The 14,215-nt window shown below is 72.2% G+C and carries 12 protein-coding genes; 7 read left to right on the top strand and 5 right to left on the bottom strand.

Going from position 1 to position 14,215, the window contains the following annotated elements:
- Positions 1-18 precede the first annotated feature (18 nt).
- From ACWC5O_RS22095 to ACWC5O_RS22085, 3 genes are all read right to left on the bottom strand, one after another.
- On the bottom strand, positions 19-1,284 hold the full coding sequence (locus ACWC5O_RS22095; protein WP_450589869.1) for an NAD(P)/FAD-dependent oxidoreductase: 1,266 nt from the start codon (positions 1,282-1,284) through the stop codon (positions 19-21).
- 104 nt (positions 1,285-1,388) lie between these two features.
- The gene (locus ACWC5O_RS22090; RefSeq protein WP_450589868.1) at positions 1,389-2,663 is read right to left on the bottom strand and encodes a deoxyguanosinetriphosphate triphosphohydrolase; all 1,275 of its coding nucleotides are present in this window, start codon (positions 2,661-2,663) and stop codon (positions 1,389-1,391) included.
- A 168-nt stretch (positions 2,664-2,831) separates the two neighbouring features.
- Positions 2,832-3,692 (bottom strand): sirohydrochlorin chelatase, encoded by an 861-nt coding sequence (locus ACWC5O_RS22085; protein WP_450589867.1) that lies wholly within the window; start codon positions 3,690-3,692, stop codon positions 2,832-2,834.
- A gap of 168 nt (positions 3,693-3,860) precedes the next feature.
- On the opposite strand from ACWC5O_RS22085, the gene ACWC5O_RS22080 reads away from it, so the two are divergent.
- The 3 genes from ACWC5O_RS22080 to ACWC5O_RS22070 all read left to right on the top strand — a co-directional run bounded on the left by ACWC5O_RS22080 (position 3,861) and on the right by ACWC5O_RS22070 (position 7,712).
- Complete coding sequence (locus ACWC5O_RS22080) at positions 3,861-4,538, top strand: SanA/YdcF family protein (protein ID WP_450589866.1); 678 nt, start codon at positions 3,861-3,863, stop codon at positions 4,536-4,538.
- A 103-nt stretch (positions 4,539-4,641) separates the two neighbouring features.
- Positions 4,642-6,798: a molybdopterin oxidoreductase family protein gene (locus ACWC5O_RS22075; RefSeq protein ID WP_450589865.1), complete on the top strand. Its 2,157-nt coding sequence runs from the start codon at positions 4,642-4,644 to the stop codon at positions 6,796-6,798.
- 83 nt (positions 6,799-6,881) lie between these two features.
- Entirely contained in the window at positions 6,882-7,712 is an 831-nt protein-coding gene (locus tag ACWC5O_RS22070) for an arylamine N-acetyltransferase family protein (protein WP_450589864.1), read from the top strand.
- A 1-nt stretch (position 7,713) separates the two neighbouring features.
- Here the strand turns inward: ACWC5O_RS22070 and ACWC5O_RS22065 are convergent, their stop codons facing one another.
- On the bottom strand, positions 7,714-8,145 hold the full coding sequence (locus ACWC5O_RS22065; RefSeq protein ID WP_450589863.1) for a gamma-glutamylcyclotransferase family protein: 432 nt from the start codon (positions 8,143-8,145) through the stop codon (positions 7,714-7,716).
- A 152-nt stretch (positions 8,146-8,297) separates the two neighbouring features.
- Here ACWC5O_RS22065 and ACWC5O_RS22060 point away from each other — a divergent pair, with 152 nt between their 5' ends.
- The gene (locus ACWC5O_RS22060) at positions 8,298-9,947 is read left to right on the top strand and encodes a M4 family metallopeptidase (RefSeq protein WP_450589862.1); all 1,650 of its coding nucleotides are present in this window, start codon (positions 8,298-8,300) and stop codon (positions 9,945-9,947) included.
- 65 nt (positions 9,948-10,012) lie between these two features.
- Here the strand turns inward: ACWC5O_RS22060 and ACWC5O_RS22055 are convergent, their stop codons facing one another.
- Positions 10,013-11,509, bottom strand: coding sequence for an MFS transporter (locus tag ACWC5O_RS22055; RefSeq protein WP_450589861.1), 1,497 nt, complete (start codon positions 11,507-11,509; stop codon positions 10,013-10,015).
- 167 nt (positions 11,510-11,676) lie between these two features.
- On the opposite strand from ACWC5O_RS22055, the gene ACWC5O_RS22050 reads away from it, so the two are divergent.
- The 3 genes from ACWC5O_RS22050 to ACWC5O_RS22040 all read left to right on the top strand — a co-directional run bounded on the left by ACWC5O_RS22050 (position 11,677) and on the right by ACWC5O_RS22040 (position 14,153).
- Entirely contained in the window at positions 11,677-12,408 is a 732-nt protein-coding gene (locus ACWC5O_RS22050) for a TetR/AcrR family transcriptional regulator C-terminal domain-containing protein (protein ID WP_450589860.1), read from the top strand.
- Between the two features lie 328 nt (positions 12,409-12,736).
- Positions 12,737-13,378: a hypothetical protein gene (locus tag ACWC5O_RS22045; RefSeq protein ID WP_450589859.1), complete on the top strand. Its 642-nt coding sequence runs from the start codon at positions 12,737-12,739 to the stop codon at positions 13,376-13,378.
- A 154-nt stretch (positions 13,379-13,532) separates the two neighbouring features.
- A complete protein-coding gene (locus ACWC5O_RS22040; protein WP_450589858.1) occupies positions 13,533-14,153 on the top strand; it encodes a class F sortase in 621 nt (206 codons plus the stop codon).
- The last annotated feature ends 62 nt before the right edge of the window (positions 14,154-14,215 follow it).

Genomic DNA, 14,215 nt, shown 5'->3' with positions numbered 1-14,215 from the left:
ACGGGGGCGGACCGACACTCAAGAGACGAGGCTTTCGAGCGGAATGTGCGGGTCCGCCAGGGCCTCCGTGTTCACCCGGGTCTGGGAGCGGATCAGGTTCTGGATCTGCTCTGTGACATCCCACACGTTCACGTTCATCCCGGCCAGGACACGCCCTTCCTTGATCCAGAACGCGATGAACTCCCGCTTGCCCGCGTCGCCCCGGATGACGACCTCGTCGTAGGAGCCCGGCGGCGCCCAGCCGCTGTACTCCATCCCGAGGTCGTACTGGTCGGTGAAGAAGTACGGCACCCGGTCGTAGACCACGTCGCCGCCGAGCATGGCGCGGGCGGCGGCCGGGCCGCCGTTGAGGGCGTTGGCCCAGTGCTCGACCCGGATCCGGGTACCGAAGAGCGCCAGCGGGAACGCGGCGACGTCTCCGGCCGCGTGGATGTCCGGGTCGGAGGTGCACAGCCGTTCGTCCACGACGACGCCGCCCCCGTGCGCCCGGTCCGCGATCTCCAGACCCGCCGACTCCGCGAGAGCGGCCCGCGGCGCCGCGCCGATCGCCGCGAGGACGGCATGCGCCGGGTGCTCCTCACCGTCGTCCGTGCGCACCGCGAGAACCATCCCGTCCTGGCCGACGATCTCGGTGAACCGGACGCCGAAGCGGAAGCGGACACCGTGCTCGCGGTGCAGCTCGGCGAAGACGTTGCCCAGCTCCGGGCCGAGCACGCCGTGCAGCGGCGTCGGCAGCGGCTCGATGACGGTGACCTCGGCACCGTACTCGCGGGCCGCCGCCGCGACCTCCAGGCCGATCCAGCCGGCGCCCGCGATCACGAGGTGCCCGTTGTCCCGGCCGAGGTGCTGGAGGACCCCCTTGAGCCGCTCGGCGTGGGCGAGGCGGCGCAGGTGGTGGACGCCCACGAGGTCGGTGCCGGGGATGTCGAGGCGGCGGGGCTCCGCGCCGGTGGCGAGCAGGAGCTTGTCGTAGTGGACGAGGGTGCCGTCGTCACCGAAGCGGACGGTCTTCGCGACACGGTCGATCCGGTCGACGGTCTGGCCGAGGTGCAGCTCGACGTCGTTCTGCGCGTACCAGGCCGGCTCGTGCACGAAGACGCTGTCCCGCTCCTCCTTGCCGAGCAGAAAGCCCTTGGACAGGGGCGGGCGCTCGTACGGGTGGTCGCGCTCGTCGCAGATCAGTATCACCCGGCCGCTGAAGCCCTCCGCCCGGAGCGTCTCGGCCGCCTTCGCACCGGCGAGACCGCCTCCGACGATGACGAATGTCTGATCCGCGTCGACCACTTGATGCCTCCTCGTAAGGGTGCCGCCACATGCGAGCGTCCCGCACGCAGCGTGATGCGGGAAGAGGGAGTGCCCCGATCAGGCCACCCTGGGTCACGTTCCCTTCACATATGCCCCGTCAGTCTCGCGTGCAGCGAGCGTGCGGAGGCGTCGGTGAGGGAGGCGATCTGGTCGACGATCACCCGCTTGCGCGCATGGTCGTCGGGTGCCTCCTCGAACAGCGCCCGGAACTGCGGCTCCAGACCGTCCGGCGCACGGGCGGTGAGCGCCTCGGCCAGCTCGCCGACGACCACCCGCTGGTCGGCACGGAGCCGCTCCTGCTCGGCGCGCTGCATGACGTACCGGTCGGCGACCGCCTTGAGCACCGCGCACTCCATGCGGGTCTCGCGGGGTACGACGAGTTCGGCGCCGTAGCGGGTGAGCCGGCCGGTGCCGTACGCGGCGCGGGTGGCGGTCTCGGCGGCCAGGCAGAACCGGCCGATGAGCTGGCTGGTGGCGTCCTTGAGGCGGGCCTGGGCGACCGCCGTGCCGTCGTAGCCGTGCGGCCACCACTCCTCGTCCTGGAGGCGGTCGAGGGCGGCGGCCAGCTCCGCCGGGTCGGTGTCCGCGGGGACGTAGCGGCCGATGGCCACCTCGAACACCGCCTGGCGCTCGGACTCCGCGTGCAGGCAGTTGGGGTCGATGTGACCCGCGTGCAGGCCGTCCTCGACGTCGTGCACCGAGTACGCCACGTCGTCCGACCAGTCCATGACCTGGGCCTCGAAGCAGGTGCGGGTGCCGGGGGCGGTCTTGCGGACCCAGTCGAACACCGGGCGGTCGTCCTCGTACACGCCGAACTTCGGGGACGCCGGGTCGGTGGGGTGGTCGCCGCGCTGCCAGGGGTACTTGGTGGCGGCGTCCAGGGCGGCGCGGGTGAGGTTGAGACCGACGGAGCCTTCGGGGGTGAAGCGCTTGGGCTCGATGCGGGTGAGGAGCCTCAGGGACTGGGCGTTGCCCTCGAAACCGCCGCAGTCGTCGGCGAACTCGTTCAGGGCGACCTCGCCGTTGTGGCCGAAGGGCGGGTGACCCAGGTCGTGCGAGAGGCAGGCCGCCTCCACCAGGTCGGGATCGCAGCCGAGGGCTGCGCCCAGCTCCCGGCCCACCTGGGCGCACTCCAGGGAGTGGGTGAGCCGGGTACGGGGGCTGGCGTCCCATGCCTGGGTGCGGGTTCCCGGGGTGACCACCTGGGTCTTGCCCGCGAGGCGGCGTAGGGCCGCGGAGTGGAGGATGCGGGCGCGGTCGCGTTGGAAGGCGGTGCGGCCTGGGCGTTTGTCGGGTTCGGGTGCCCAGCGTTCGACTGACGTCGGGTCGTAGTCGTTCCCGGGTGCGGTGCCTTCCATGATTCGACAGTAAGGGTCGGCAGTGACAATTGGGGGTGCCGGGCGCCTACTCGTCTGCCGGGTTCTGTCATTTGGCGGGTGCGGGTGCGTTGGCTGGTCGCGCCCACGCGGCGGAGCCGCATATCGGTACAGCCCCGCGCCCCCAGGGGATTTCCGCCGGCCGCTGTTTCAAGCTGAGGCGAGTTCCGCCTCCGTCGTCGCCCGCGCCTGGTCGTAGCGGTGGAGGATCAGGCGGGCCATCGCCTCGTACGCGCCCAGGGGAGCCGCGGCGATCCACGGGGCCTGCTCCGCGCACTGCGTAGCGAATCGCCCCGGTGCCGTGAAGTAGGACGCGATCGCCACCCTGTGTCGGCCACGCGCTGTCAAGGCGCGCAACGCCGTCTCCACCGTCGGCGTCGCCGCCGAGGCGTATGCCGGCACCACCGGGACGCCCAGCCGGTCAGCCAGGAGGCGGGCCGTGCGGCGGGTGTCCGTCGCCGAGTCGGGGTCGCGGGAGCCTGCTGCCGCGAGGACCACCGCGGTCGAGCGACGCGTGGGCTCGTCCATCCGGGTCGGCCAGCCGGCCTCGACCAGGCGGGCGTACAGGGTCTCCACCAGGAGTGGGTGCGGGCCCAGCGGGGCGGCCACACGCGCGCGTGTCGGGGCTGCCGCGGCCATCTCGGGGATGTCCTGCTTGACGTGGTAGCCGCGGCCGAGGAGGAGGGGGACGAGGACGGCGGGGGTGTCGCCGAGGGCGGCGAGGGTGTCGGGGAGCAAGGGCTCGTTCAGCTCGATGTGGCCCAGGTGGAGGGGGAGGGCGGGGCGCAGCTCGCGTACCCGGTCCGTCAGGGCCCGTACGGTGTCGAGCGCGCGCGGGTCGCGGCTGCCGTGGGCGACCAGGACCAGGGCGGGCGGGGCCGGGCGGTGGCGGCCGATCGGCGAGACGAGCCGGAGCCGGCCGGCGAGCTGGCTGCTGATGCTGTTCATGAGGTGCGCCGTGCTGTCGAGGTGGATGCGGGACTCGTCGCGAGGAGGGTTCGACGCCGTCATGGAAGGATCCTGGCCGAGGGAGGTTGCGCCGCCGTTGCGGGGCCGTCACGGGTATTTTCCGCGCGTTCACGTCGTACGGATGCACGATGTGAGGCGAACCGGATCGGTGTCCCGCGCGTCCTCCAAGGTCGGAACCGATCACTGGGGGACCGATCACTGGGGGACCGCATGAAGATCCGTCGACCGCGGCTGCCGCGCACGCGCAGGGGGCAGCGGCGGCTGATGCAGGCCGTGATGGCCGTGTGTGTGCTGGCGCTGCTGCCTCCCACCTGGCTGTACGTGTCGACGGCGGACCGGCTGCGGACGACGGCGGACGTGCCGCGCACCGACGTCGCCGTGGTGTTCGGGGCCGGGCTGTGGGACGGGGAGCCGTCGCCGTATCTCGCGCACCGGCTCGACGCCGCGGCGAAGCTGTACCGGGCGGGCCGGATCAAGGTCGTGCTGGTCACCGGCGACAACAGCCGCGAGGACTACGACGAGCCGGACGCCATGCGCACGTACCTCGGAAAGCACGGGGTGCCGGACGACCGGATCGTCAGCGACTACGCGGGGTTCGACACCTGGGACTCCTGCGTGCGGGCCAGGAAGATCTTCGGGGTGGACCGGGCGGTGCTGATCAGCCAGGGGTTCCACATCCGGCGGGCGGTGGCGCTGTGCGAGGCGGCGGGGGTGGACTCGTACGGGATCGGGGTCGACGCCAAACACGATGTGACCTGGTACTACGGCGGTACGCGCGAGGTGTTCGCGGCGGCCAAGGCGGCGCTGGACTCGGTGTTCCATCCGGACCCGACGTTCCTCGGGCCCAAGGAGCCCGGGGTGGCGCGGGCGCTCGCCGCGGGCCGGTGACCGCCGCCTCACGGTGCCCGCACCGGCGCGGGGAGGTCGGCTTCCCGGCCGTGTAACAGGGAGCCGTCACGGGACGTAACACGCCCGAAGCACGCTGGTCGGCATGGAGACCACCTCGACGCCCACCCACTGCCCGTACTGCGCCCTGCAGTGCGGGATGAACATCACGCCCCTGCCGCAGGGGGGCGTCGAGGTGACCGAACGCGTGGACTTCCCGGTGAACCGGGGCGCGCTGTGCGGCAAGGGTCGTACGGCCCCGGCGGTGCTGTCGTCGGCGGTGCGGCTGACCTCGCCGCTGGTGCGGTCCGGCGGCCGGCTGGTGCCCGCCTCCTGGGCGGAGGCGCTGGACCTGATCGCCGAGCGGCTCGGGACGACGCGGGAGCGGTACGGCCCCGACGCGCTGGGGGTGTTCGGCGGGGGCGGGCTGACGAACGAGAAGGCGTACACGCTCGGCAAGTTCGCGCGGGTGGTGCTGGGCACCTCGCAGATCGACTACAACGGCCGCTTCTGCATGTCGTCGGCGGCGGCCGCCGGCACGAAGGCGTTCGGTCTGGACCGGGGGCTGCCGTTCCCGCTGGAGGACATCCCGAAGACCGGGTGCGTGATCCTCGTCGGCTCCAACCTCGCCGAGACCATGCCGCCGTCGCTGCGCTTCTTCAGCGAGCTGCGGGAGAACGGCGGCACGTTGATCGTCGTGGACCCGCGCCGCACGCGGACCGCCGAGCAGGCGGACCTGCACCTGGCCCCCCGTCCGGGGACGGATCTGGCGCTGGCGCTCGGCCTGTTGCACCTGGTGGTGGCGGAGGGCCGTACGGACGAGGCGTACATCCAGGAGCGCACGTCCGGCTGGGAGGAGGCCCGGGCGGCGGCGATGGCCCACTGGCCGGAGTACGTGGAGCGGATCACGGGGGTGTCCGTGCCACAGCTGCGGGAGGCGGTACGGCTGTTCTGCGAGCCGGAGTCGGCGATGGTGCTCACCGCGCGCGGGCCGGAGCAGCAGGCCAAGGGAACGGACACGGTCGGCGCGTGGATCAACCTGTGCCTGGCGACCGGCCGCGCGGGCCGTCCGCTGTCCGGGTACGGCTGTCTGACCGGGCAGGGCAACGGGCAGGGCGGGCGGGAACACGGCCAGAAGGCCGACCAGTTGCCCGGCTACCGCAAGCTGGACGACCCGGCGGCGCGACGGCACGTGGCCGAGGTGTGGGGCGTGGACCCCGACTCGCTGCCCGGGCCGGGGCGCAGCGCGTACGAGCTGCTGGACGCGCTCGGCACGGACGTCCGGACGCTGCTGCTGATGGGGTCCAACCCGGTGGTGTCGGCGCCGCGCGCGGCCCACATCGAGGAGCGGCTGCGTTCGCTGGACTTCCTCGCGGTTGCGGACGTCGTGCTGTCGGAGACGGCGGAGCTGGCGGACGTCGTCCTGCCGGTCACCCAGTGGGCCGAGGAGACGGGCACGACGACGAGCCTGGAGGGCAGGGTGCTGCTGCGCAGGCAGGCGATCGCCCCGCCGCCGGACGTCCGCAGCGACCTGCACGTCCTGCACGAACTGGCCGCCAGGCTGGGCGTGGAGAAGGGCTTCCCTACCGACCCGGAGGAGGTCTTCGAGGAGCTGCGCCGGGCCAGCGCCGGCGGCCCGGCGGACTACTCGGGGATCACCTACCGGCGGCTGGCGCAGGAGAACGGGGTGTTCTGGCCGTGTCCGTCGGTCACGGAGGCGGCTGCCGAGGACGGCGAGGACGCGGCGCTCGACGCGCTGCCCGACGATCCGGCCCAGGACGCCGAGACCTCGGTGCACCCCGGAACCCCGCGTCTCTTCCTGGACCGGTTCGCCACCGAGGACGGCCGGGCGCGGTTCGTGCCCGTGACGCACCGGGCGAGCGCGGAGGAGCCGGACGCGGAGTATCCGCTGCTGCTGACGACCGGCCGGGTGGTGTCGCAGTACCAGTCGGGCGCGCAGACGCGGCGGGTCGCGGAGCTGAACGCGGCCGCGCCGGGCCCGTTCGTGGAGCTGCACCCGCGCCTGGCAGCGCGGCTCGGGGCGGCCGAGGGCGACCCGCTGGCAGTGATCTCCCGGCGAGGACGGGCGGTCGCACCCGCCCGCATCACCACCGCCATCCGCCCCGACACCGTCTTCATGCCCTTCCACTGGCCGGGCGAGGGCCGCGCCAACACCCTCACCAACCCGGCCCTGGACCCGACTTCGCGAATGCCGGAGTTCAAGACGTGTGCGGTGCGGGTGGAGGCCGTCAGGCCTGCGTGACAGGGGCCCTAGGGCCACAGGAGTAGTGCAGTTCCGTCCGCGGGACGCGGTGGTGGCGGGTGGGGCTCGCGTAGGTTCGCGGTATGTCCGACACCGAGCAGTTCGACCTCGACGCCTATCTGGTGCGCATCGGATGGGAGGGGGGCAGGCGGGCCGATCTCGCGACTCTGCGGGGTGTGCACCTGGCCCACGCGCTGTCCCTCCCCTTCGAGAACCTGGACCCCTTGTCCGGCAGGGCTCCCTCCCTCGCCCCGGGCGACCTGATGGCCAAGATCGTCCGCGGTCGGCGCGGTGGCTACTGCTACGAGCACAACACCCTGCTCAGGCTGGCCCTGGAGGCGCTCGGGTTCCGTGTGACCGGGCTGGCCGGCCGGGTCGTCCTGGGTGCGCAGACACCCGAGAGCCGGCCGCGTACGCACATGACGCTGCGGGTGGAGGTGCCGGGTGAGCCGCTGCCGTATCTGGCGGACGTCGGGTTCGGAGCGGCCGGGGCGCTGCTGGCGCCGGTGCCGCTGACCGCCGGCGAGGAGTTCGAGGGCGCGGGACGCCGGCACCGGTTCGTGCACCTGCCGCACGGCGGGCCGCTGGAGCTGTGGGCGCTGCAGACGTACGACCGGAACGCGCGGGACTGGGTGAGCCAGTACGCGTTCACCATGGAGCCGTTCGCCGCACCCGACTTCGAGGTGTTCAACTGGCACGTCGGCACAAACCCCCGCTCCCCCTTCACCCACCGCCTCTACCTGCAGCGGACCACTCCCGAGCGGCATCTCGCCCTCGACGGTGACCGGCTGGTCGAGACCCGGGCCGACGGCACGGTGACCGAGCGCAGGCTCGCCGACGAGGCGGAGGCGCGGCGCGTGGTGGAGGAGGAGTTCGGGATCGCCGTGCCCGAGGGGCTCACGCTGCTGGGCTGAGTCAGCGGCGGGCGAGCCAGTCCCCGCCCGCTATCAGCCGCCCCCGGGCCCGCAGCCGGGCGGCGACGCGCGGCGCGGCCACGTAGACCCAGGCCCGGACGGCCGTGCCGTCGGCCCGTACGACGTCCCGGGCGACGCGCTCGTACAGGTTGCGCGGGTCGTCCGGGGCGTACTCCTCCAGCCGGTCCAGTTCCGCGAGCAGCCGGCCGTAGGCCTGAGGGAGCGCGGTGACCAGGTCGCCGCTGACCGCTTCCCCGGGGGCCTCGACGGCGTAGGGGTAGCCGGGGCCGTCGTAGAGCACCGCGTCCGGGAGACGGGCCGGTTCCTCCGTGTGCGTGCGGCCGCGCAGGAACAGGTCGTGGTTGGGCTCGCCGGGGCGAAGGGTGCCGTAGACGAAGAACGGCAGCGGGTCTCGGGCGTCCGGGGTGATCACGGAAACGATTCTGTACCCCCTTCGACTCCGCACACATCTCCATGACGTCGCTATGGACATGACATGTCATGCGCCCTTAAATCTCAGTCGGACATCAGCGCCACCCCCACGCCCCACCCCCACGCCTCGAAGGCGCCTCCCCAAGGAGACAGATGAGCCGGATACGTCTGCACGTCCGAGGAACGCATCGTCTCGCCACCGCCGGCATCGCCGCCACCACCGCGACCCTGCTGGCCGCCGCCCTCTCCCCCGCCGCGCACGCCGACACCCGGCCGACCCGGGCCGGAGCCATCGAGAACGCGGCCTCGGCCCTCGTGGCGCACGCCGCGAGCCTGGGTCTGACCTCCGCGCAGGACACCAGCGTCCGGGACGTGATCGTCGACAGAAACGGCACCCAGCACGTCCGCTACGACCGCACGTACCACCAACTCCCGGTACTCGGCGGCGACTTCGTGGTCCATCTCGCTCCGAGCGGCGCCTTCCGCAGCGCCGACCGGGCGACCAGGACCCGTGTCTCCCTGTCCTCGATCGTCCCCAAGGTGTCCGGCCCCAAGGCCGCCGACCTCGCAGTGAACGCGCTGCGCGCCGTCAACCTCGGTGACACGCTGAGGAACCTGAAGGCGAAGCCCGAGCTGGTCGTCGACGCGCTGCACGGCGCCCCGAAGCTCGCCTGGCGCACCAACGCCGTCGGCCAGGACTCGCTCGGCAACCCGGTCGCCCGGACCGTGCTGACCGATGCCCGCACCGGCGCCCAGATCGACGCCTGGGACAGCATCGAAACGGCCACCGGCGACGGCAAGTCGCTGTACGGCGGAACGGTCCCGCTGGAGACGACCCAGTCCGGCTCCTCGTACCAGCTGAAGGACCCGACCCGCGGCAACACCTACACCGGTGACGCGGAGAACAAGACCGACCTGTGCTTCTTCGGCATCTGCTTCAGCCGGGCCCCCGCGACCCTGTTCACGGACGCCGACAACCACTGGGGCACGGGCAGCAACTCCGACCGCTCCTCGGCCGCCGTCGACGCCCAGTACGGCACCAACGAGACCTGGGACTACTACAAGAACGTCCACGGCCGCAGCGGCATCGCGGGCGACGGCAAGGGCTCGTACAACCGCGTCCACTACGGCAACAACTACAACAACGCCTTCTGGGACGACAGTTGCTTCTGCATGACGTACGGCGACGGTGACGGCAGCACCTTCGGGCCGCTGGTCGCGCTGGACGTGGCCGGGCACGAGATGTCCCACGGCGTGACCTCGAAGACGGCCGCGCTGACCTACTCGGGCGAGTCCGGCGGGCTCAACGAGGCCACCTCCGACATCCTCGGCACGATGGTCGAGTGGTACGCCAACAACCCGTCCGACCCCGGTGACTACCTCATCGGCGAGAAGATCGTGAAGTCCGGCTTCGGCAAGCCCGCCCTGCGCTTCATGGACAAGCCGTCCAAGGACGGCAACTCGGCGGACTACTGGAGTTCGTCGGTGGGGAACCTCGACGTCCACTACTCATCGGGCGTCGCGAACCACTTCGCGTACCTGCTGGCGGAAGGCAGCGGTGCGAAGACCGTCAACGGGGTCAGCTACGACTCGCCGACCTACAACGGCTCGACGGTCACCGGCATCGGCCGGGACAAGGTCGGCAAGATCTGGTACCGGGCGCTGACGGTCTACATGACGTCCTCCACGAACTACAAGGCCGCCCGCACGGCCACCCTCAACGCGGCCAAGGACCTCTACGGCGCGGGGAGCACGGAGTACAACGCGGTGGCGGCGGCTTGGAGCGCGGTGAACGTGAGCTGAACCGCCCCTGGAACGCCACGAGGCCGGTGCCTGTTCAGGCACCGGCCTTCTGGTGTGCGCTCCGCTCAGGCCGCCAACTCCGCCTCCCGCCCCGGGGTTTCCCCGACCCGCTCCGGCTCGCCGTCCCGCATCACCACCGCCGCCAGCACCGCCGCCGCCAGCACCCCGAGGGCGCTGAGCGCGAAGGTGGTGGACATCGACGAGGTGAAGGCCTCGCGGGCGGTGCCGAGGAGGCCCGGGTGGGCCGCGGCGACGGCGCCGGCGATGGACTCGCGGGCCTGGGCGGGGGCGTCGGCGGGCATCCGGTCGGTGTAGCCGCTGGAGAGCAGCGAGCCGAGGATCGCGATGCCGAGGGCGGTGCCGGCCTGCTGGACGGTGTCGTTCAGGGCCGAGCCGACGCCCGCCTTGTCCGCCGGGATGGTGCCCATCAGGGCACCGACCGCGGCCGGCATGGCCGCGCCGGCACCGAGGCCGAGGAGGCCGAGGGCGATCGCCGGGACGGTGAGGCCGGAGCCCGCGTCGACCGTGGTGAGCAGGGCGAAACAGGCCACCATGATCAGCATGCCGGTCAGGATCACGAAGCGGTTGCCGATCTTCGCGGCCAGCTTCACGCCCCCGGTGTTGCCGATGATCGCGGTCACGGCCAGCGGCAGGAAGGCCAGGCCCGCCTTGATGGCCGAGTAGCCGAGGACGAACTGCAGGTACTGGGTGAGGACCAGCAGCAGGCCGCCGTTGCCGATCTGGACCAGGGCCAGGGAGAGCGAACCACCGGTGAAATTGCGGTGCTTGAAGAGGACCAGCGGGACCATCGGGGACTCGGTGACGTTCTCCCGGACCACGAACGCGGCGAGCGCGGCGACCGCGACGGTCAGGCTGACCAGGGAACGGCCGCCGAAGGCACCGTGCTGCGGGATCTCGATGATCCACCAGACCAGCGCGGTCATCCCGGCCGCGGACAGCACCGCGCCCAGTGGGTCGGCCTTCTGCCAGGGCGCCTTCGACTCCGGCATCAGGGTCACGCCGGCGAGGACGGCAAGCGCGACCACGGGGACGTTGAGGAAGAAGATCGAGTGCCAGGAGAAGTGGTCGACCAGCACACCGCCCAGCACCGGGCTGCCGACCAGGCCGAGCATCGACACCGAGCCCCACGCCGCCATCGCCCTGCCGCGTTCCTCCTCGTCGAAGACGGTGATGAGGATGGACAGCGTGGACGGCATGATCAGCGCTCCGCCGACGCCCATCGCCACCCGTACGGCGATCACCTGGCCGGGGTCGGCGGCGAACGTGCCGGCCAGTGAGGCCGCGCCGAACAGCAGCAGGCCGATCAGCATCACCTTCCGGCGGCCGAAGCGGTCACCGAGGCTGCCGGAGGTGAGCAGCAGGCCGGCGAAGACCAGGACGTAGGAGTCGAGGATCCACTGGACGGCCTGGGCGCTCGCGCCGAGGTCCTCGGTCATCGCGGGCACCGCCACGGTGAGTGCCATGCTGTCGATCACCAGGACCAGCGTGCTCAGGCAGAGCACGACGAGGATCCACCAGCGACGTGGGTTGCGGGTTTCCATGGGAGTTCCCCCTTGTGTCGCCGTACACCGTGCTGCGTACAGCGTTCCGATCTTGCGAACACCGTTCCTTGTGATGCGCACAGCGTACGCATCTCGGAACAGTGTGCGCAACCCTTGAACTCTGTACGCTGGATGCGAACGACGTACGCACACAGAGGAGTCCGCCGATGGCCGCAAGGAACGAGCCGAACCCGATCCCCTCCGTCTGGGCCCGGCAGCGGCGCGAGGCCGACCAGCCCTCCCTCAGCCGGGAGGCGATCGTCCGCGAGGCCATCGCCATGCTGGACACCGACGGCATCGAGGCGCTCAGCATGCGCAAGCTCGGCGCCCGGCTGAACGCCGGCGCGACCTCGCTGTACCGGCACGTGGCCACCAAGGACGAGCTGATGGAACTGGCCGTGGACGAGGTCGCCGCCGAGATCCGGGTCCCGCCCGCCGACAGCCCCGACTGGCGGGCGGCCGCCGCCGAGACCGCGCACTCCTTCCGCGCCACCGCCCTGCGGCACCCCTGGCTGTCCACGGTCATGGGCCAGGCGGGCCTCGCCTATCTGGGCCCCAATCTGATGGCCCTCAACGAGCGGCTCGCCGCCCTGTTCGCCGGGACCGGCTTCCCCGACCCCGAGGGGGCGATCAGCGCACTGCTGGCGTACGTGATCGGCATGAGCACCACCGAGGCCGCCTGGCTCACCACGGTCGCCCGCTCCGGACAGACCGAGGCCGAGTTCGTCGCCCGTCTGCTGCCCGCCGCCCAGCAGGCCGCGGCCGACCACACCAACCTCGCCGCCGCCTACGCCTCCACCGACGCCGCCGCCACGGACCCCGCACAGCAGCGCGAGGCCAAGTTCGACTACGGTCTGGACGTCGTCCTCGACGGCCTGGTCCAGCGCCTGCCGCGTTAGTCCCGCGGAGTCAGGTGCCAGCGCTCCGGGGGCGGTTGGGGAGGGCTGACGATCCGTAGGGCAGGCCGCACCGGTCGCCGGATCACCCGTTCACACCCGAACGGGGCGCCATTTGTGTTCTTTTCATACAGATCCTCACGCACGCCCATGACCTGCCAGAACTCGACCCGGCTAGGCCGTGCGGGGGCCGCGGGCGCCACCCGTTCATCGCATTTCTGACAGAGTCTCAGGAAGCGGACGGGCTCGAGTGCGACTTACCTCGGAAGGGCAGGGGCCGCGCCCCCTGTACGAGTCGGATCAACGAGTCGGACAAGCCCTGGGGAGCACCATGCGACGCACCGCCCGTCTGCTGACCGGTACCGCGCTCGCCGTCGCCGCGGCAGGCCTCGCCACGGCACCGGCCCACGGCGAGGCGGTACGCACGGCGGCTCGCCTCCGGGGCGCTCCAGCCGGTGCCGAGAGCGCGACCGTGCTCAGCCCTGCGGGCCTGCGCGCGCTCGCGCTCTCGGCACCGGCGCGCCCCTTCGACTCCCTCGCCGGCAGTCTGCAGGTGTACCCGTCCACCACCATGCCCGGCAGCCAGGTCACCGTGAACACGGCTGCCTGCGGGGACAGGGGCACGGCGCTCGGTGACGCGGGCGCGGTCGGCGCCGGGACCTTCACGCTGGCACCCAGCACGCACGAGGGCGAGGCGATCGGACAGTTCCGGGTGCCGCCGAGCGCGCAGCCGGGGACGTACGAGATCGTCGCGCAGTGCGCGGAGGGCACCAGGCAGGTCACGGGCGACCTGGTCGTGGCGTTGGGCGCGGCGCACGAGCAGGTGCAGCCGCGAGGAAGCGTGAAGACGGGGGTCGGCGGCGCACTCGGCACCGACCCCGTGCAGACCACGGCGGGTGTGGCGGCTCTGGCCGTCGCCGCCGCGGGCGGTACCTGGCTCCTGCATCGCCGGGCGAGAGGCGACGGGATCTGACGGACACCCTCCGCTGTCCGTCCGCCGGTACCGCAAGTCCCGCCCCCTCCGGGTCCGATGCCCCTCGCGGCTCGGAGGGGGACGGGGGTCCGCTTCAGGGGACCCACCCAAGTCCCGCCTCGCGGGAGGTTCGCCTCCGGGAGAGTGGTTTCGTATGCGAAGGATCGGGGACACCGCCATAGCCGCGGTCACCGTCGTGGCCCTCGGCTCGGCGGTGTGGCTGCTCGGCACGGGGGCCGCGACGCACGCGCCGCCGCAGCCGGCGGCCGCCGAGGGCCGCCCCGACCCGGGCGAGGAGCGGCTGGCGGCCCCCGCGCTCGACCCGTCCCCGCCCACCCGGATCCGCATCCCCGCGATCAAGGTGAGCGCCCCCCTCATGGGCCTCGCGCTCACCAGTGCCGGGAGCCTGGACGTGCCGCCCGCCGCGGAGAAGAACCTCGCCGGCTGGTACGAGGCCGGCACCACGCCCGGCGAGACGGGCACCGCGATCGTCGCCGGCCACGTCGACAACACCGAGGGCCCCGCCGTCTTCTACAACCTCGGCGCCCTGAAGCGGGGCGCCGTCGTCGAGGTGGACCGCAAGGACGGCGGCACCGCCGTGTTCACCGTGGACGCGGTGGAGGTGTACGCGGCCCGGAACTTCCCCGACGAGAAGGTGTACGGCGCGGCCAGGCGCCCCGAGCTGCGGGTCATCACCTGCGGCGGCGCCTATTCGAGGGCCACCGGCTACCAGGGCAACGTGGTGGTCTTCGCCCACCTGACCGGCAGCCGCTGACCCTCACAGCGCTCCGAGGTGCGCGCGCGGGACCCTCACACCGCCGGTCCGCCCCTGCTGAG

Source organism: Streptomyces sp. NPDC001450, from assembly GCF_053597295.1.
The sequence above is the reverse complement of the archived record's forward strand: the minus strand, read 5'-3'. Positions and strand labels throughout refer to the sequence as shown.